The sequence below is a fragment of the Pontimicrobium sp. SW4 genome, assembly GCF_039954625.1.
Lineage (GTDB): Bacteria > Bacteroidota > Bacteroidia > Flavobacteriales > Flavobacteriaceae > Pontimicrobium.
Genome location: NZ_CP157199.1, coordinates 2949153 through 2969392 on the forward strand (window position 1 = coordinate 2949153; position 20240 = coordinate 2969392).

Below are 20240 nucleotides of genomic sequence, written 5' to 3' on the forward strand. Positions count from 1 at the left end.
TGTAATTTTACGCAAAGTGACATTAATTATGAATTCCTCCTACTTTTTCTTTTAGAGCCATAGGTGTTTGTGATCTAACTACAGATAGTATTTCCGAAAGTATTGAAATAGCTATTTCTTGCGGTGTTTCAGCGCCAATATTTAATCCTGCTGGTCCATGAATAAGCTCTAGAAATTGTTCATCTACATCTGGACAATATTCCAAAAACTGGGATAATAGTTTTTCCCTTCTATGTGAAGGCCCTAACATACCAATGTACACAGGTCTCGTGTCTTTAAGTTCTAAAAGATACTTTAAGTCGTTTGCAAAATTATGCGACATTAATACAATGGCTGTTTCGCTGTCAATTGAGTTTAATTCCAAATCGTCTGGAGATACAGAATAAAACGCTGTAGCTCCCGGAAAATTTTTGATTGTTTTAGATTCCAATGGGCCAGAAACAACAGTAACTTCCCAACCGTTAAAACTTGCTAGCTGACATAATTTTACCGCATCGTGTTCTGTTCCAAAAATCATGAGTTTAAAACAAGGAGGCATCTTTTGAGTAAATTGTAAAGTAATGCTTTCGGACATACTTATATTTGAAAGTGAGTATACTTGTCCTTCAATTTCTACAGTAGTCCCAATCCCTTTTGTAAGACCTTCTTTTTTTAGATAATTAGACTGAATCACAAATTCTTGACGTGTTTCTAGACATTTCACAAATGCATCAAAAAAGGATTCTTTAGGCTTAAACTCTTCTAAAAGAATATATAGAATGCCTTCACAACCTAATCGATAACGTCCGTCATAGGTCATCATTTTTGACTGTCCATCTAGAAAAATCGACTGTGATTGTCGTAATATATCTTTCTCAACACATCCTCCACTAACAGCTCCTATCATCTCATTGTTTTTAATAATAAGCATGCGAACTCCAGGTTTTCTATAGGATGAGCCATCAAGTGCTACGACAGATACCAAGACTGTTTTTAACCTATCTTTTTTTGCTTTAAGATGGGCTTCTACTATATCCTTAAATTCGTGAGTCATAAATTATCCAACAACAGGTTCTACATCCATATTATTCATATATGGCATTTTTGTTAAACGTTTTCCTGTAGCTTTATAAATAGCATTGGCAACTGCACCTCCAACTGGTGGCAACGTTGGTTCTCCTAATCCTGTTGGTGCGATATCGTTCTCAATAAAATGCACATCAACCTGAGGTGTTTGTAGCATTCTAATTAATTGATACGAATCATAATTATTTGATTGTGGAACACCATCATTAAAAGTGAGTTCGCCATACATTGAATGTCCTATACCATCTATGACACCACCAACCACTTGGTTTTTAGCTCCTAAAGGATTTACCACAATACCACAATCTACAACAACTGTAACTTTCTTAACTACAGGAACACCATTGTCCATAATAATATCGGCTACTTCAGCTACATGTGTGTTATGACAATAATACACAGCAAAGCCTTGATGTACGTCCTTTTCTTTCCCATAATTAGATTCTTTTACGACTTTTTGAATCACGCCTTGTAATCGTTCTGGGCTATACTGAATGCGCTCGTCTGTTGTTCCTTTAACGTTCTCTAACAAATCCATATGTAATTTAATACGGTCAACTCCCATGGCTTCAGCTATTTCATCAAAAAAGCTCTGCTCGCAACTTGCTAGAACATTAGTGTAAGGCGCTCTCCACGCACCTGTAGTAATATTACTTTGATAGTTTGCAGTATCTACTTGATAGTTTTCAATAGCTCCAGCTGGAAAAAAGTTAGGAATTAGCCCATACATATTTCCATTAATGGCTGCCTCTTTTAAATGATAACCTGTAAGATTCCCATCTTTAATGGATGCTGCAATTCTGTATTTAATAGCTGGTCGATAAATTCCAGCAGCCATATCATCTTCTCTAGAGAACACAACTTTAACAGGTTTCTTTGCTAAGTGAGAAACCTCAGCGGCTTCCAACGCAAAATCACCATACAATCGCCTTCCAAAGCCACCTCCCATTCTGGTCATCTCCAATGTCACTTCGCTTTCGTCTCTTCCTAACATTCTTGCTACTCTTCCGGCTGTTCCAGCAGGTGTTTGAATTGGACCAACCAATTCAATTTTATCAGTAGTGACATTTGCGAAAAAGTTCATAGGCTCCATACAGTTATGAGGCACAAATGGTGTTTCATATGTGCGTTCTAAAACTTGATCTGCTTCTGCAAAAGCTTTTTTTACGTCACCATCTTTACGTCTTGTATCAAATTTGTCGCCATTAAGTAATCCTAATAGTGTTTCATCATGAAATGCAGTGCTTTCAGCTTTGGAATCCTGAGTCCAAGTGGCTTTTAAAGCTTTCTTCCCTTTCATTGCTGCCCAAGTAGAATTAGCTAATACAGCTACTTTATCGCCGAACTTTATGACGTCATTTACGCCATTTACAGCTCTTGCATTAGCATCATCAAATGATTCCAGTTTTTGTCCAAAAGCTGGTGGTCTAAGCACAGAGGCGTATTGCATGCCTTCTTGTTTATAGTCCAGGCCAAACAATGGTTTTCCTGTAACAATTTCATCTATATCTACATTGCTAACATCTTGTCCTATAATATGAAAATCTTTAGGATCTTTTAAAGTTACATCTTCAGGGACTTCTAATGATGCAGCTTCTTTAACAACTTCGCCATACCCTAATTTATCGCCATTAGCATTTGTGATAACACCTTTATTTGTTTTACATTCCGATGCTGAAACACTCCATTTTGCAGCAGCTGCATTCACTAACATTTGTCTTGCTGTTGCTCCAGTTTGACGCAATGGAGTCCACCCTTGTCTTAACGATTGGCTCCCTCCTGCTACTTGTCGTGTATAATTTTTTGTATCTAACTTACCCTGTACTACGTGTACATCTTCCCAAGCCACATCAAGCTCTTCAGCAATAAGCATTGGCATTGATGTTTTTACACCTTGACCAATTTCTGGGTTAGGTGCAAAAATAGTCACCTTACCTTCATTAGATATTTTAATAAAGGCATTAAAATCATTATAGTCTAAAAGGCTTAAATCTACTGGAGGTTTTACATCCTCTTTACAAGCTGTAAACAAATTAAATCCTACAAGCATACCTCCACTCGCAAGAGCTGAAGTTTGTAAGAACGATCGTCTACTAAAACTAATTTTATTTGAAGTTTTCATAATGTCTGTTCTTTTAGGATTAATTCATTTTTTTTGCTGCTACTTCAATCGCTTTCTCAATACTATTATATGAGGCACATCTACAAATATTTCCATGCATAGCACTTCTAATCTCTTCTCTACTAGGGCTGGAATTATTTTCTAAGAACGCAGAAGCAGTCATAATTTGACCTGACTGACAATAACCACATTGTGGCACATCTATTTCTTTCCAAGCTTCTTGAACTGGGTGATCTCCATTTTCAGAGAGACCTTCAATGGTTGTGATTTCCATTCCTTGAGCATTAGCTACTGTGGTTGAACAACTACGTGTTGCATTCCCATTTACATGAACTGTGCATGCGCCACATTGCGCGATTCCACAGCCATATTTGGTTCCGACAAGATCTAGATTATCTCGTAACACCCATAATAATGGCGTATCAGCATCAGCTTCAACTGAGTGAGATGCTCCGTTAATTTTTAATTGAAACGTTGGCATATTTTTGATTTTAATTAGTGTTTACCCTTTCTTGAAGACAAAGGCGATTAAAGTTACTAAAAAATTAGCAAGCAATATTTCCTTTTAACAAAGAATTAAAAAAGTAGATGATTTCATTTGATGCAAATTACTTTTTGAAACATAATTAATTATATTGTAATGTTTTTGACATTTATACACCAATTAACACACAGGCTCATGAAGTACTATCCTTTTTCCAAACCCCTTTTCACTATTCTAATGTTATTATCATTTATGCTTTCTGCTCAAGAAACAAATGACAAGAAAGCTGATTCAACAAAAAAAGCAACAAAAGAATTGCCTCTTGAACCTGAAAGAAAAATCTCTTTTAAAACAACCCAAGGAACTTGGCTATCGTTAGATGTTCATCCTGATGGAAAAACCATCATTTTTGATATGATGGGAGATTTATACACCCTTCCTATTACAGGAGGAAAGGCTACTCGAATAACAAGTGGAATGCCTTATGATGTACATCCTAGATATAGTCCAGATGGAAAGTCGATAGTATACATTTCTGACAAAAGTGGGTCGGATAATATCTGGATAATGGATTTAGAATCTAAAGAAGAAAAGCAAGTAACTAAAGATAAAAATCAGCATCATTTTTCAGCTGAATGGAGTCCAGATGGCGATTATATTGTTGGTACAAAAGGACGAAGAAACGTCAAACCTTATCTCTATCATAAAGATGGAGGTTCTGGTGCGCAATTAATTAAAACGCCAGCGAACTTAAAAACCATAGATCCTGCTTTTAGCCATGATGGAACACATATTTATTTTTCTAGAAGAACTAATGCTTGGAATTATAACGCTTCACTTCCACAGTACCAAGTTATGACATTTGATAGAGAGGATGGAGACACAGAAATTATTACTACCAGATATGGTTCAGCTTTTACACCTACTCTTTCTAACGATGGGAAATGGTTAGTTTATGGTAGTCGTTTTGAAGATAAAACTGGATTGGTTTTACGAAATTTATCAAATGGCGAAGAACGTTGGTTAGCTTATCCTGTACAAAGAGACGAGCAAGAATCTATTGCTGCACTTGGTGTGCTTCCTGCAATGTCGTTTACTCCTGATAATCAAAATTTAATAGCATCGTATGGTGGAAAAATCTATTCAATTTCAATTAATTCTAATAAGGCAACCGAAATTCCTTTTGAGGTTGATGTTAAGTTGGATTTAGGTCCAATGGTGTCCTTTAAATATCCAATAAGTGATAATCCTGAAGCTTTTGTGACTCAAATTCGTGACGCTGTTCCGTCTCCAGATGGTAGCAAGTTAGCATTCACAGCTTTAAACAGATTGTATGTAATGGATTTTCCTAATGGAACACCAAAACGACTTACAAAAAATGAACTTACTGAAGCCCAACCATCATGGTCTCCAGATGGTACTCAAGTGGTATTCACAACCTGGAAGCAAGGAGGTGGGCATTTATATAAAGCTAATGTTTCTGGGAGAGCTAATATTGTACAACTTACAAATCAGGGTGGCATTTACAGTAATCCGTCGTGGTCTTACAATTCTAACCGCATTGCTTTTATGAAAGGTAGTGCACAAACGTATGACGATGCCATTACACCAACATCTGGTAGAGCAACCGAAGAAATTGCATGGGTGTCTAGCAATGGCGGAAATATCACAGTCATTGATAAATCTAAGGGACGAGGAATTCCTCATTTTACCAAAATAAATGATCGTATATATTTAAATCATGGTTCTAAAGGACTTATATCCATTCGTTGGGATGGTACTGATGAAAAAAGTCATTTAAAATTAACTGGTATCACGACCTATGGTTCGTCAGATGTGTTTGGAGGAGAACATAGTGTGCTTCCAACTGCCGAAGATGGTTGGATGGAAAATCAAAGAGCTTCACGTCCAACTGAAATTAGAATTTCTCCAAACGGAGCCCACGCATTGGCAAAAATTAATAATGATATTTACACAGTTATCATTCCTAAAATTGGTGCGACTCCAGAAATTTCTCTCGCAAAAGCGGAAGGGGCTGCCTTTCCAGCAAATAAACTAACCGTTATGGGTGGCGAATTTCCTGCTTGGGGTTCAAAAGGAGATAATGTGCATTGGTCTTTAGGGGCAAGTCATTTTGTGTATAATCTTACCGAAGGAAAAGCTTTCTCAGATAGTTTAGCTCTTGCAAAAAAGAAAGAAAAAGAGTTAAAGGAAACTGAAAAGAAAACTGATAGCACGGAAAAAAAAGACGATAAGAAAAAAGAAACACCTAAATTCAAGGCAAAGGAATATAAGATTAAGGTAAGCTTTACTAAACATATCCCTGAAGGAACTATTCTTTTAAAAGGTGGTCGTATTGTTACTATGAAAGGACAAGAAGTGATTGAAAATGGTGATGTGCTTATTGAAAACAACCGTATTAAAAAAGTTGGAGCTTCTGGAAGTTTTGAAGTTCCAAGAGGTACTAAGACTATTGATGTTTCAGGAAAAACCTTAACTCCTGGATTTGTTGATACCCATGCACATATGTGGCCAAATTGGGGTATTCATAAAAGTCAAGCTTGGGTGTATGCTGCAAACTTAGCTTATGGTGTTACCACTACAAGAGACCCTCAAACCGCGACTACAGATGTATTAACCTATTCTGATATGGTTGATGCTGGCACAATGCCTGGGCCAAGAGTATATAGCACAGGGCCAGGAGTTGGTTTTTGGGGCTATAAAATTGAAAGCTTAGACCATGCGAAAGAAGTGCTTAAACAATATAGTGAGTACTATAATACGAAGAGCATAAAGATGTATTTGGTTGGAAACAGACAACAACGTCAATGGGTAATTATGGCTGCTAAAGAATTAAAACTGATGCCAACTACCGAAGGCGGATTAGACTTCAAACACAATATGAAAAATATCATGGATGGTTATCCTGGACATGAGCATTCTTTCCCAATTTACCCATTATACAAAGATGTTATTCAGACTACAGCAGAGTCAAAAATGGCTGTGACACCAACTTTATTGGTGTCTTATGGTGGACCTTGGGCAGAAAACTATTTTTACTCAAGAGAGAATCCTTATCACGATAAAAAATTACAATATTTCACTCCTTACGAAGAGTTAGCTGGAAAATCTAGGCGACGTCCAGGGTGGTTTATGGATGAAGAGCATGTATTCAAGAAACATGCTGAGTTTATGAAAGATTTAGTAGAAGCTGGTGGAATTGGTGGTGTTGGAAGTCACGGACAATTACAAGGACTTGGTTTTCATTGGGAATTATGGTCTGTGGCAAGTGGTGGCATGAAAAATTACGATGCTTTAAGAACTGCAACCATACTTGGTGCAGAGGCTATTGGATTGGATACTGATTTAGGAAGTATAGAATCTGGCAAAATTGCAGATATTATAATTATGGATAAAAATCCATTAGAGAATTTACGTAATACCAATACCATAACCCATGTTATAAAAAATGGTGTTGTATATGATGCCAATACATTAGATGAAGTTGCTCCTAAAGCAAAGAAAGCAGGCGTATTTCATTGGCAAACAAAAAAACCTAGCGGTAGTTTACCAGGCATAAAAAACTAGAAAAATAAAGTATCAAAAAAGCCCAACTTAAAGTTGGGCTTTTTAATTAATATGTGTCTTTCATCCAATTATAAGGTTTTCTCTTTACCCACATTCCGCGAGTGAAATCTGGAAAATCTTGTGGTTCGCCATTGTTTTCAATAGATAACTCAGAAAGTGGTGTAATCGCACTCCAAGCAGCCGCATCGTAAGCATCCATTGGTGGTGCTATGTTTCGTTTTGCAGATTCTATAAAGGCATGAATAACAAAAAAATCCATCCCTCCATGTCCTGCTCCTGTAGCGTGTTCGCCATATTTCTTCCAAAGTGGATGGTCATATTTTTTTAACCATTCTTTTGACGAATCCCAACGATGAGGTTCAGATTGTCCTTCAATGTACATTCTATCACCATCTTTTTCCCATAATCCATTGGCGCCTTGTACTCTAAAACCTAGAGAGTAAGGTCTTGGCAAATTACAATCATGGGTGACTATAATACTTTCGCCATTAGTAGTTTCAATAGTACTAGTAATAACATCACCTTGTTTAAACTTCAATTTCGCATTTGGATGTTCTTTTCCACCATGCTTCACAATATAATTATGTAATCCAATTGCCTTTGTCGCTGTAGAAGTAATGGATGAAAAGCGATTTCCTCTATTTATATCGCACATAGTTGCAATGGGGCCAACACCATGAGTTGGATACACATCTGCATTTCTAAGCAACGAATGCTGTGTTCTCCATGCAGACTCTGAAATTCCTTTATCACCAAACTCTACACCTTTTCCATAAGCAGACTTACCATCATTCAATTTTACAAAACGTAAATCGTGCTGATAACCACATCTAAAGTGTACTAACTCTCCAAATATATCTTGCTTAACCATATTTAGTACAGCCAATATATCACGACGATAATTCACATTTTCAAGAATCATCATATGTGTTCCTGTTTCTTCATGCGTGTTTACTAAATCCCAACATTCTTCCATAGTGTTTGCAGCAGACACTTCTAAACCTGTATATTTTCCAGCTATCATCGAATCTTTTGCCATTCGTGTGTGCCAAAGCCAAGGTGTGGAAATAATTACTGCATCAACTTCTTTAAGCTCTAATAGATTCCTATAATCATAATCATCTTTTCCAAAAACCTGTGGTTTCTTTTTGCCTTTTTTAGAAATATTATCTAATGCAAGGGTAATTCTGTTTGGGTCAATATCGCAAATAGCAGTTACCAATACATCGTCTCTGTTCAACACATTATTTAAGTGATTGGTTCCTCGTAAGCCTACTCCAATAAGTCCTACTTTTAATATATCTTTTTGCGTATTTGAAACCATCCCAAAGGTTGTTTTTGGAATCATTGATAATCCTGCACCAGCAATTGCAGATTGTTTAATAAAATGTCTTCTTGAACTCATTTTTGTATTTTTAAGTTGGTTGTTAATAAGAAAGTACTTGAATAACAAATATAAAAATTAGTTTATACAGTTATGTTTTAAAAAGCAATATCTAGCAGAAATGTAACTTTTTAAAAACCCTTGTGTCTAATAAGCATAGAGCAAGAGTTAAAGTGCCTAATGAAACATAAAGTAAGTCCTTAAATACGGATCTCTAAAAAGAAACATTAGTAACAAAGTTCTCTTAAAGCCTAATCTACAAGTAGTTTATATAACATAAGAGCCATATTAACATGTAACTCTTATTCATTAAAGGTTTAATCTTTCTTTAAGGTTGGATAGATAATTCCCAATTGTTCTAGATATGATTTATATTTAGTTTCATCATAATAGAACTTCTCAAGTTGACTTCTAAATTGGTTCTGTTTGTCCTCATTTAGATACGTTGGAGGCAAATCATCAGCACTAAGCATTGGCTCGTATTTTGTTTCTTTACTTTGTTCATTATTAAAATAGTCCCAAGCTTGTTTTATTAAATCTGGTTTTGTTAAAAAGTCGATAATAGTCATCGCTTCAACTTTAGCCCCAGCGGTAACACCTTTATGTGCAATTGGCGTTGCCATAGCAATAGCATTACTCCAATGGTGTCCCTGAAGCCCAGGAATGTTCGAAGGGTATCTTAATGTCACTGTTGGCACCTTCCAAGAAACATCTCCAATATCATCCGACCCTCCACTAACAGGTGTTTTAATTGGAAGCCCTAGTTTACTTAATTCTTTGCTTAACCCTTCTTTTCTATTAGAATTTACTTCTGTTTGTACAGCTATTGCAAGTGTTTGGTCTTCTTGTGACCACTCTGGTAAACCAACCGTTTTAATATTCTCATACATAGTTTCAGCAATCGTTTTATTAAAATGTCTAGGCCATGCTGTACCTAAAATTCTTGAACTAACTTTAGTTTTAGTCATTAAGGCTGCACCTTTTGCCATATCGTTAGCTTCACTATACATTTCCATTATGCCTTCATATGTTACATCTCTAAAATAGTACCAGATAGATGCTTTTGATGGCACCACATTTGGTTGATCTCCAGCATCAGTAAATATGGAATGTGATCTTTTTAATGGATGTAAATGTTCTCGCTTATAGTTCCATCCAACATTCATTAATTCTGCAGCATCTAATGCACTTCTTCCTCGCCAAGGTGACCCAGCGGAGTGAGCTGCTTCTCCTTCAAATGTGTATTCTACTGAAATTAATCCTGTTCCTCTTGCTGCGCCATACGATACTGCTAAATTACTGCTTACATGAGTAAATATGCACATATCAATATTATCAAACAAACCGTCTCTCGTATACCACGCTTTTGCTGCTACAAGTTCTTCGGCAATTCCTGGCCAAAGGATTAATGTTCCTCCAATATTTTCACGTGCCATGATTTGTTTTACTGCCAAAGCTGCTGTAATATTTAACGGAATTCCAGAGTTGTGACCTTCGCCATGTCCAGGTGCACCTTCAACTATTGGTTTATGATACGCTACTCCTGGATACTGTGAGGCCTTTGGAATGCAATCGACGTCGCTTCCTAAAGCAATTACTGGTCCTTCTCCATTACTCCATGTAGCAAACCAAGCAGTAGGAATTCCTGATACTGCTTTTTCAATCTCAAAACCATTTGCGGCAAGAATTCCTGTTAAGTACTTAGATGATTCGATTTCTTGAAAGCCTAATTCAGAAAAACTAAATATTTTATCAACCATAACTTGAGATTGCTTATGGTTAGATTCTACAATTTGCGCAACTTCGGTTTTAAGTGCTTCTATTTTCTTCTTTGATAGCTTTTTCTGTGCAAATGATATTTGAGAAATCCCAAAACATATAACACTTAAAATAAGTATTGTGCATTTTTTGTGGTTGGTTGACATTGGTTGGTTGTTTTAAGTTATTTATTATGAAATTTAATCCTATTAGAACGAAAATGAAATTGATAACCCTGTATAGTTCATATTATTATAAAAGCCAACAGCGCCTTGCTGCAATTGTATTTTCGCTTTTCGTTTATGCTTGCCAGCTGCAATAAACAATGGAATGCTTGCCAGTGTAGTCGCACCACCTAAATAGGATAGCCAAAGACCTTTGTTATTATCTTGTGAACTTGCTAATTGTTTAGGATCTAAATTAATTCCTATTCCAGCAATAAACATTGCCGCTCCTCCACCTAAAGTAATCCATCCTGCAATATTATTTGACTTCTTCTTACTTATGTGAAAATCATATAATTCTTGAGGTGTTTCGTTAGAATTTGTTGGTATTTCTTGCCCTATAGATAAGTTTATAAAGCCTAGACAGATAACAAAGAGTCCTATTTTTTTCATTACATGATGAAATTTTACAAGTAGAATCTGTTATAATGTAGAATAATGGGTGAATAAAAAAATCCTAAATAACTAATATACAAAAATTTAAAAAATAAAAAGCTCAACATTTCTGTTGAGCTTTTTTAAATTGTTATGAAGACTTAAAACCTTAAGCTTTCCCTAGGATTCTAAACATTCCTGTACCACATGTTGGGCATTTACCTTTCATTGCTTTTCTACCATTTTTCATGGTAACTTCAGTTGAATCTTTTATTTCTCTTTTCGATTTGCACTTTACACAATATCCTTCCATAGTTTGATGGTGTTAATTATTATTTGATTCTCAAGATAAGAATTATTCCTTAAATAATTAATAAAAAAAAACATCTAATAAATTAGCTGGCTTTTTTTATTTGCTCCCTTTCATGTCTACTATTGAACTGTTCAACACTTATAATAAAATAAATCATTAAAAATAAGCTAAAACCTTATTAATTGTAAGCTTAAATTTAAATTAATTCCATAAAAGAAGCTAAAAAAATGTACTATTTCTAAGTCAAAACCTTAGCTTAAACTCAATTATTCTTTAAAACTTTACAGAGTCTTAAATCTTCAAACAAGATTAAGGATTAATAGCATAATTCTTCTTCTGCATTTTTATCAACATCTAAAATAGATCATTCTATGAAAACACCAATTTACAAACTCCAGAGATTATGTCTCTTAGGGCTCATTTTACTATTTAGCAGTAAAATGAACTCTCAAGAATTGCCAAGTGTCATTCCACCGTCACCAAATGCAGCAGCATTTCATGTCTATGGCAATACACAGGTAAACTATTATACAGGCTCAGCCAATATTACGATTCCTTTATGGGAAGTAAAAGAAGGAGACCTATCAGTACCTATTTATTTAAAATATACAGGAGGGAACGGTATCAAAGTCGAAGAGATGGCTAGTTGGGTTGGTTTAGGCTGGTCTTTGAATGCTGGAGGTGCCATATCCAGAACTATTAGAGGGATTGCTGATGATGTTCCATTAAAAGGCTTCTTCGCAACTACTGGGATACCTATTCCTAATGGTTCAAATTTTAGTGTTTTTGATGATATTGAAGATGGTAAATTGGATAGTCAACCAGATATGTTTATGTATAATTCACCTGGAAGTTCTGGTAGCTTTTTTTATGATTATGATGAAAATATACATTACAAACCAAAAGCAAATGTTTCTATAACGCACACTATTGCTTCTGACTATGACCCTAATCAACCATCACAATGTACGACATCACATAATGTCATTGATGAGTTTACTCTGAAAGACCCTTATGGGAACTCATATAAATTTAAAGATAAAGAATGGTCTAATACCGTAAGTTATAATGAGACTATGGTCGAATTTAGAGGATTTCCTTCTTCATGGTTTTTAAGAAAGATTGAGAACCGTATAAAAACGAAATCTATAGATTTTGAATACGATAAATATAATTATGAGTTAAAAAGATCTAGAAGCACTATACAGGTAGTAAATGGATTAGAAGATGATGTGTATACAACTACTCATTATATAGGGAAACGTCTAAAAAAAATTACACATTCTCAAGGTTCTGTTGAATTTGTAGCATCAACTGCTGTAAGGAAGGATTTCAACGATACTACTAACAAATATTTAGATAAAATTATAGTAAAAGATAGTAATGGTAATACCATAAAGACAATAAAGTTCAACTATCAGTATATGACACCTACTGGGCTGGTAGCGCTTACTGCCACTATACCTAATTATGATGAAAGCAGATTGGTATTAACCTCTATTGAGGAGTGTGATGGTGATAATAATTGTTTAAATCCAACCTCATTTACCTATAATACAGATAAATATTTACCCTCTCGATTTTCTAAAGCTCAAGACCATTGGGGATATTATAATGGAGCCATTACTAATACCAAATTAGAACCAAGACAGGTGATTAAGTGGTACAATCCTTCAATAAATGATTGGGATACTGATGATGTTGGTAGTGCCAACCGAGCACCAGATCCAACCTATGCCGTTGCAGGAATTTTAAAAGAAGTGGAATATCCAACTGGAGGGAAAACTGTTTTTGAATACGAAGGGCATACTGCCAAGACGTATGATGTTGCAGGTGTTATTACTAATTTAAGCGAAGTATTAACAACCTCCGGTCAAACCAATTCTAAAACATTTACGGTTGATTTACCAACTAATGCTACAATACAAAGTGTTTTAAAAGTAACTGGACATCATAATGAATGTACACCTACCATTAAAATTAAGAATCTTTCAACAAATGTGGTTACTAATATGTCCTTACCTCCAGGAAGCCAAGGAGGTAGTTCCACCTATATTAATAAGTTTACCATTGCTACTGGAAGTTATGAAGCATGGTATGAGATAAGCTCTTGTAGTGAAACTATATCTTTTATAAAGCTATCATGGGAGAATGAAGATAGCTCACCAACAAGAAACATTGGAGGTCTAAGACTTAAAAATATTTCTGACTATTCAGCTACTAGTACGTTGGCCACTAAAAGACACTTCAATTATATGGAAAACGATACAACTTCAGGAAGAGTTGTTAATGTTCCTGTTTACTATGGGTTAGAGTATTCGGTATATGATGATACCGTTCCATTAGGTTTTTTAAGGTATGTCAATTCAATTACTCCTTTGGCGACCACTCAAGGAAGTCATGTAGGTTATGGCAAAGTAACTATTACAAATGATAATGATGCGAATGGAAAAGAGGAACATTATTTTACCACAATGGACGACTTTCCTGATAATTATTCGGGAATAAACCCAGATACAGGAGAACTAAATCATAAATACTATGATGGTGTTAAAATTTATCCATACCCGCCACCAGAGACAGATAGTAAGGATTTTTTAAGGGGAATTCTTAAAAAACAAATTCTATATAAAAAATCAGGAAGTACTTTTTCTAAAGTATATCAAAAAGAGGTTTCCTATAACTCTTTGAATTATTCAAATGAGCCTATAGAATCGTTTAGTTATATAAAAACAGCTGCAACTGCTGTAAGAGGTTTAAAAATTGCAACTTCTAGATTTACTTATTATGATATCTATACAGGCTATAATGTACCATCTACCACTATTGAGACTTATTACAATGCTTCAGGAGATGTAGTAAAAATGACGACTCAAAAATACGATGAAGATAGTAATAACTTAATAGATTATTATATCCCTACAAGCGTAGAAGTTACAGGCAGTGATGATATCATATCGAAAACAAATACCACTTATGTGTTTAATAAAGGCTCCAAAACAACCGCTGAAACAGATCTCTATAACAAAAAAGCATGGTACATACCATTGCAAACAGAATCCTATAAAAACACCGAGTTATTAGGTAAACAATATACTGTTTATAGTAATAGCAATTCTAATTGGTCAGGGCTCAATTTACCAGAAAAGATACAAACAGCAAAAGGATCTGGTTCTTTGGAAGACAGAATTATTTACAATGATTATGATGTAGAAGGCAATCCCACAGAGGTAAGCAAAAAAGATGGCACTCATATAACTTATATCTATGGCTATAACGAGTCCTTACCAATTGCAAAAATAGAAAATGCTACCACTAGTGAGTTAACAACAGCCATTGGGACATTAAATTCTAATTACAACACATTAGCAGAAATCCAAAGCTTATCGGACGCTGATGTTAATGGTACAACAGAAAAAGATTTAAGAACCGCTCTAGATGATTTAAGAGCGGCATTACCAAATGCTTTTATGACTTCTTTTACTTACGATCCTCTTATTGGAGTGACTAGCGTCACAGATCCAAGAGGAAAGACCAGTTATTACTATTATGATAATCATGCTCGTCTGCAATATGTTAAGGATCATGATGGAAAGATTTTAAGCAAAACAGAATACAACTACAAAAACTAAATTGCCATGAAAAAAGCATTAAAAACAATCATAATAACCACTTTAGTCATGCTATTTGGAATAAGTAGCTATGCACAGGTGAATAGCAATAAAGAGAAGCTTATAGGTACTTGGACTTTGGATTATAATAAAGCCATTAATGAATTAAAATCTGAAGCTAAGCAGCACTATGATGCTTTTGATTCAGATAGAAAGCAGAAATTACAAACCTCCTTTAGCCAGCGTAAAATGACCTTTGAAGCTGATGGAAGTTACACTCTTGTAGTAAATGCAGATAGACAAGTTACAGGGACATGGGACTTAAAGCAGGATGGTGTTACTCTAGAACTTGTTACAAATGGGAGAACCATCATCCATACTATTGGAAAAATAAGTAATCAGAATATGGAACTCCTTTTAGAAAAAAGTACCACTTCCAAACAACTCTTTGGAACTTGGCATTTAAACAAAGTATCCAACTAAAAACTTAGATAAGATGAAACATATATTTAACAAACACATACAATCACTTATCCTAGTGTGCTTACTTAGTTGGATAGGTGGAACAAAAGACCTACAAGCACAAACGACTATTTATGGTCCTTCAACGGCCAATGTCAATGATGTAGACAATTATAGTGTGAATATTAATGATATGATCCTATTTTATATGTGGTCAGTGAACGGAGGGAGTAAATCAAATATGCAAGAACAATCCGTAACGGTTACTTGGGTAACTGCTAGCTCTAGCAATACAGTAGAATATGATGCTGAAGGAGATTGGGATGCTTATTATGGTTCTAAGACGGTTAATGTAAGTGCTAGTGCTCCACCAGCAACACCTCCAATGCCTACAAAAACCAATAATTGTGGCAACACCGTACTCACAAGAACTTCTCCTCCTAGTGGAGAGACTTATTATTGGCAAAGTACGAGCTCTGGTACTAGCATAAGTAATTCAGCTGTGTCTGTGACTCGTACCACTGGAACGGTGTATTATTTGCGTTCTAAAAAAGGAAGTCAATGGAGTACTGCTAGAACCGTTTTTTATACAATTAATCAACCTACTACAACTTATTATGCCGATTTTGATGGGGATGGTAAAGGGGATCCTAATGACTCAATATTAGGTTGTTCACAGCCTACAGGCTATGTTACTAATAGTAGTGATTTGTGTCCAAATGATCATGGAGGGACTAATAGTAATGGTTGTTCTACTGCAGAATCATTAAGCGATGAGAACTATATTCTTAGCATTGCACCGCAAGTAGCAGTTACAGGTATCTCACAAATCACACAAGATAAGGATATAATTAAAGGTGTGACTTATTTTGATGGTTTAGGTAGGGCTATGCAAAGTGTGGCTATTAAACAAAGTGGTACTAGTAAAGATATTATTACTCATATGGAGTACAATGCTCTTGGACAACTAGAGAAAGAGTATTTACCGTATGTACCAACTACTAGTGGTAGTGAAGGATTATACAGAACAAATACACTTACTAGTATCAATAGTTTTTATAATACGACCAAATATGATAATACAACTAACCCCTACTCGCAAAAAACCTTTGAAGCATCTCCTTTAAATAGAGTGCTCTCACAAGCGGCTCCTGGTGCTGATTGGGCGAAAGGTGGTGGTCATGAAATCGAATTTGATTATGATTCTAATACGGCTACAGATGTACGTAAGTATACTGTAAGTACAGTACTTGCAAATAATACTTATACACCTACTTTAAATGGAGGTACTAGCTATTATGCTGCTGGAAAGTTATTTAAAACCATCACTTATGATGAAAATCATGATGGAACAAGTTCTAAGTTACATACTACCGAAGAGTTTAAAGACAAACAAGGCAGAGTCCTCTTAAAACGCACCTATGGTGAATCTGATTTAAACAGAGATGGAGATGTGTTGGATACTGGGGAATCAGAAGCTAAGCATGATACGTATTATGTGTATGATAATTTTGGGAACTTAACTTATGTACTACCACCTTTATCAGATGCTAACACAAACATACCTTCAGGAACAGAACTGAATGATTTGTGTTATCAATACAAATACGACTATAGAAATCGTTTAATTGAGAAAAAAATACCTGGAAAAGGTTGGGAATTTATTGTATATGATAAATTAGATAGACCTGTGATGACACAGGATGCTGTTCAACAACCAAATAAAGAATGGCTTGTGACTAAATACGATAAATTAGGGAGGGTTGCCTATACTGGTTTGTATACACATAGTTCTACCGTCTCTGCGCAACATACCATGCAATCACATTTCAATACTCAAAATAATTTAGCCACGAAACTTTATGAAGAAAGGAAAGGAAGTACGGTAGATTATGATGATAGTTATTACTCAAATAATAACTTTCCTAGCTCAGGTTTAGAATTGTTGACCATTAATTATTATGATGACTATAGTTTTGATTTAGCTGGATCTGCTCAACCAGGAAGTATCACACATGCCTACAGTGTATCACTAACTACTAATGTTAAAAGTTTGGCTACTGGATCTAAAGTAAAGGTATTGGATGTCTCACCAGATAAATGGATTTCCTCAGTAATGTATTATGATGATAAGGCACGTCCAGTGTACACATATTCTAAAAATGCGTATTTAAATACAACTGATATTGTACAGAGTGATTTAGATTTTGTTGGAAAAGCATTAGAGGTGAAAACCACCCATAAAAAAACAGGAGAATCAGATTTAGTGACTATGGAAACCTTTACGTATGACCATGCTGGTCGTGTAACTAAACAAACCCATAAAATTAATTCTGGTGCGGAGGAAGTCATTGCAGAGAACATCTATGACGAGTTGGGACAATTAACAACCAAAGAAGTTGGGAATACAGTGAGCAATCCACTTCAAACAGTTAATTATACCTATAATGTTAGAGGCTGGTTAAAGCAAATTAATAACCCTGCTTCTTTGGGTACAGACTTGTTTGGGTTTAAAATTAATTATAACACCATTGATTATCACACATCAAATGATAAAAAACTTTATAATGGAAATATAAGCGAAGTTGAATGGAAAACAGCGAATACCGATAGTAATTTAAAATGGTACAAATATGATTATGATGCGCTTAATAGACTTACTAGCGCCACTAGTATTTCAAGCAATTATCATTTAGACAAAGTAGTCTATGATCTTAATGGAAATATTACCAAATTAAAAAGGCAAGGGCATATTGTTGCTAATCCAGTAGCTACAAATAGTTCCCATTTTAATACTATGGATGATCTGGTGTATACTTATAATACCAATAGCAACCAGCTTAAAAAAGTACTTGATAATGGAAATGATACATATGGGTTTAAAGATGGTAGTGATACTACCACAGAGTACACGTATGACGCCAATGGCAACATGCTAACTGATGCTAATAAGGGTATTTCATCGAATATTTCATATAACCACTTAAATTTACCAACACTTGTGACCTTACCTTCGGGGAATATTTCTTACATTTATGATGCCACTGGCGTAAAATTAAAGAAAACGGTGAGTACTGGTGCTACAACTAAATATGCAGGAAACTATATCTATGAGGATAGTGGTAGTGGTGATGTGTTAAAATTCTTTAACCACCCAGAAGGCTATGTAGAACCTGATGGAAGTAACTGGGATTATGTATACCAATACAAAGACCACTTAGGGAATATTAGATTAAGTTATAAAAATACTGGTACAACGAGTTCTCCAACCTTGCAAATACAAGAAGAAAACAACTACTATCCTTTTGGCTTAAAACATAAAGGGTATAATAATAATCCGATTAGTGAGAACAAGTATCATACATATAATGGAAAAGAGCTTGAAGAAGCTCTAGGACTAAACTGGTTAGAATATGGCGCTCGTAATTATGACGCTGCAATTGGTAGATTTTTTAATATTGATAGATATTCTGAAAGTTTTATGCCTATTTCTACTTATCAGTATGCTGCAAATAATCCAGTAAGTTATATTGATTATAATGGGGATTATATTACTTTAGGGATAAATGATGAAGAAGGAAATGAATATTCAGTTTTATATGAAAACGGAAAAGCATACCACTATTCAAAAGATGAAGATGGTAATATTGTCAAAGGAGGGGAGTATGATGGCGATGCTAGTTTTGTTGATCAAGCCGTTTCTGATTTGGGTAAAATAGGAAATACTAAACAGGGAAATACCATCCTTGGAAAGTTGCAAAGATCATCAACACGTTACAATATTAGTAATTCTGGAGATGCTTTAACAAATAGTTATGACCATGAGAATAACGAGATTAGTTATTCTCCGCTTAAAGTTGGTCTTAGAGATGGTGTTTTTTTTAATGAAAGTCATATCAAGTTAGGACATGAGTTAGCGCATGCATATGATGATCAAAGAGGTTTTAATATGAATAGTACAACTTTAGGAGGGCTACCTGCTAGTGAAATAAATGCTGTAAGATTTGAGAATTATTTACGAGCTCTAAATGGAGAATCTACAATGAGGACAAAATATACCTATCCAAATAGGAAAGAACCATACAGTTTAAGAAGTAGCTTAGGGGGTACTACTGCCAATTTTTTTAAAAGGTTTATTGCTCCGTCATCTTTAACATTAAATAATAATCAAATATCTCCAGAAAAAAAGTTAATTAAAATAGATAATACTAGAGTTAGTATACCAAAGGTTGTTGACACAAATAAGCAAAAATTTATATCAGATAATTAATTTAAATTTAGAAAAATGAGAGTTTTAATATTATTGATTCTTTTTAGTAGTTGTAGTAGTCTTGGGAGTTTTTCTACTAAAACCAGTGAAGAATCAAGCTATGAAAAAGTATCAATTGAACAAGTAGTATTAAATCCTAATTTTTACCATGAAAAACAAATTGAATTAAGTGGTTTTTTTTATAAGGATTTGGGTTACACATCTATCTCGGAAAAAAAATACTCTGATCCCTATGAAAGTATATGGGTTGATTTTAATTATAAGGATAATTTATTAAATGCTAAAAATGAAGAGCTTTTTAAGAATGATAGATTATTAAATTTTTCACTTCAAAAAATTAAAATTAGGGGCGTGTTTAATAAGAATAAAAAAGGTAATTTGAGTGCATATAGTGGATCACTGACAGAAATCACATATTTTGGCAGTATAAACTAAGGGGGTAATGTTCCAAATTGGCACCTAAGTCAATTATTAGGTTGTAATTATTGAAAACCAATGGATTAAAAGAAGAATAGGTTTCGTTTTCGAAACCTATTCTTGTTATTTGAAATTATGAACATCTATTATACGTTATAAAATAGGGG

12 protein-coding genes are annotated in these 20240 nt (G+C 34.8%); 5 read left to right on the forward strand and 7 right to left on the reverse strand.

Annotated elements, in window-relative coordinates:
- Positions 1 to 22 precede the first annotated feature (22 nt).
- The 3 genes from ABGB03_RS13565 to ABGB03_RS13575 are packed head-to-tail and all read right to left on the reverse strand — an operon-like array spanning position 23 to position 3668.
- Positions 23 to 1033, reverse strand: a complete 1011-nt coding sequence (locus ABGB03_RS13565; RefSeq protein ID WP_347923113.1) for an XdhC family protein — start codon at positions 1031 to 1033, stop codon at positions 23 to 25.
- 3 nt (positions 1034 to 1036) lie between these two features.
- A complete protein-coding gene (locus tag ABGB03_RS13570) occupies positions 1037 to 3187 on the reverse strand; it encodes a molybdopterin cofactor-binding domain-containing protein (RefSeq protein WP_347923114.1) in 2151 nt (716 codons plus the stop codon).
- Positions 3188 to 3206: 19 nt separating this feature from the next.
- A complete protein-coding gene (locus tag ABGB03_RS13575; protein ID WP_347923115.1) occupies positions 3207 to 3668 on the reverse strand; it encodes a (2Fe-2S)-binding protein in 462 nt (153 codons plus the stop codon).
- 198 nt (positions 3669 to 3866) lie between these two features.
- Here ABGB03_RS13575 and ABGB03_RS13580 point away from each other — a divergent pair, with 198 nt between their 5' ends.
- Positions 3867 to 7259 carry an amidohydrolase family protein gene (locus ABGB03_RS13580; RefSeq protein WP_347923116.1) on the forward strand — a complete coding sequence of 1131 codons (3393 nt, stop codon included), beginning with the start codon at positions 3867 to 3869 and terminating at the stop codon, positions 7257 to 7259.
- Positions 7260 to 7305: 46 nt separating this feature from the next.
- Here the strand turns inward: ABGB03_RS13580 and ABGB03_RS13585 are convergent, their stop codons facing one another.
- The 4 genes from ABGB03_RS13585 to ABGB03_RS13600 form a co-directional block, all read right to left on the reverse strand.
- The gene (locus ABGB03_RS13585; protein ID WP_347923117.1) at positions 7306 to 8664 is read right to left on the reverse strand and encodes a Gfo/Idh/MocA family oxidoreductase; all 1359 of its coding nucleotides are present in this window, start codon (positions 8662 to 8664) and stop codon (positions 7306 to 7308) included.
- Positions 8665 to 8960: 296 nt separating this feature from the next.
- Entirely contained in the window at positions 8961 to 10568 is a 1608-nt protein-coding gene (locus ABGB03_RS13590; protein ID WP_347923118.1) for an amidohydrolase, read from the reverse strand.
- Positions 10569 to 10610: 42 nt separating this feature from the next.
- The gene (locus ABGB03_RS13595) at positions 10611 to 11018 is read right to left on the reverse strand and encodes a hypothetical protein (RefSeq protein WP_347923119.1); all 408 of its coding nucleotides are present in this window, start codon (positions 11016 to 11018) and stop codon (positions 10611 to 10613) included.
- A 151-nt stretch (positions 11019 to 11169) separates the two neighbouring features.
- Positions 11170 to 11313, reverse strand: a complete 144-nt coding sequence (locus ABGB03_RS13600) for a DUF5679 domain-containing protein (protein WP_347923120.1) — start codon at positions 11311 to 11313, stop codon at positions 11170 to 11172.
- A 371-nt stretch (positions 11314 to 11684) separates the two neighbouring features.
- On the opposite strand from ABGB03_RS13600, the gene ABGB03_RS13605 reads away from it, so the two are divergent.
- Genes ABGB03_RS13605 through ABGB03_RS13620 form a run of 4 tightly spaced genes read left to right on the forward strand, consistent with a single transcriptional unit; the run spans position 11685 to position 20091 of the window.
- Entirely contained in the window at positions 11685 to 14945 is a 3261-nt protein-coding gene (locus ABGB03_RS13605) for a hypothetical protein (RefSeq protein WP_347923121.1), read from the forward strand.
- Between the two features lie 6 nt (positions 14946 to 14951).
- Positions 14952 to 15407: a hypothetical protein gene (locus tag ABGB03_RS13610; RefSeq protein ID WP_347923122.1), complete on the forward strand. Its 456-nt coding sequence runs from the start codon at positions 14952 to 14954 to the stop codon at positions 15405 to 15407.
- A gap of 13 nt (positions 15408 to 15420) precedes the next feature.
- The gene (locus tag ABGB03_RS13615; protein WP_347923123.1) at positions 15421 to 19656 is read left to right on the forward strand and encodes a DUF6443 domain-containing protein; all 4236 of its coding nucleotides are present in this window, start codon (positions 15421 to 15423) and stop codon (positions 19654 to 19656) included.
- A gap of 15 nt (positions 19657 to 19671) precedes the next feature.
- The gene (locus ABGB03_RS13620; RefSeq protein ID WP_347923124.1) at positions 19672 to 20091 is read left to right on the forward strand and encodes a hypothetical protein; all 420 of its coding nucleotides are present in this window, start codon (positions 19672 to 19674) and stop codon (positions 20089 to 20091) included.
- Positions 20092 to 20240 lie beyond the last annotated feature (149 nt).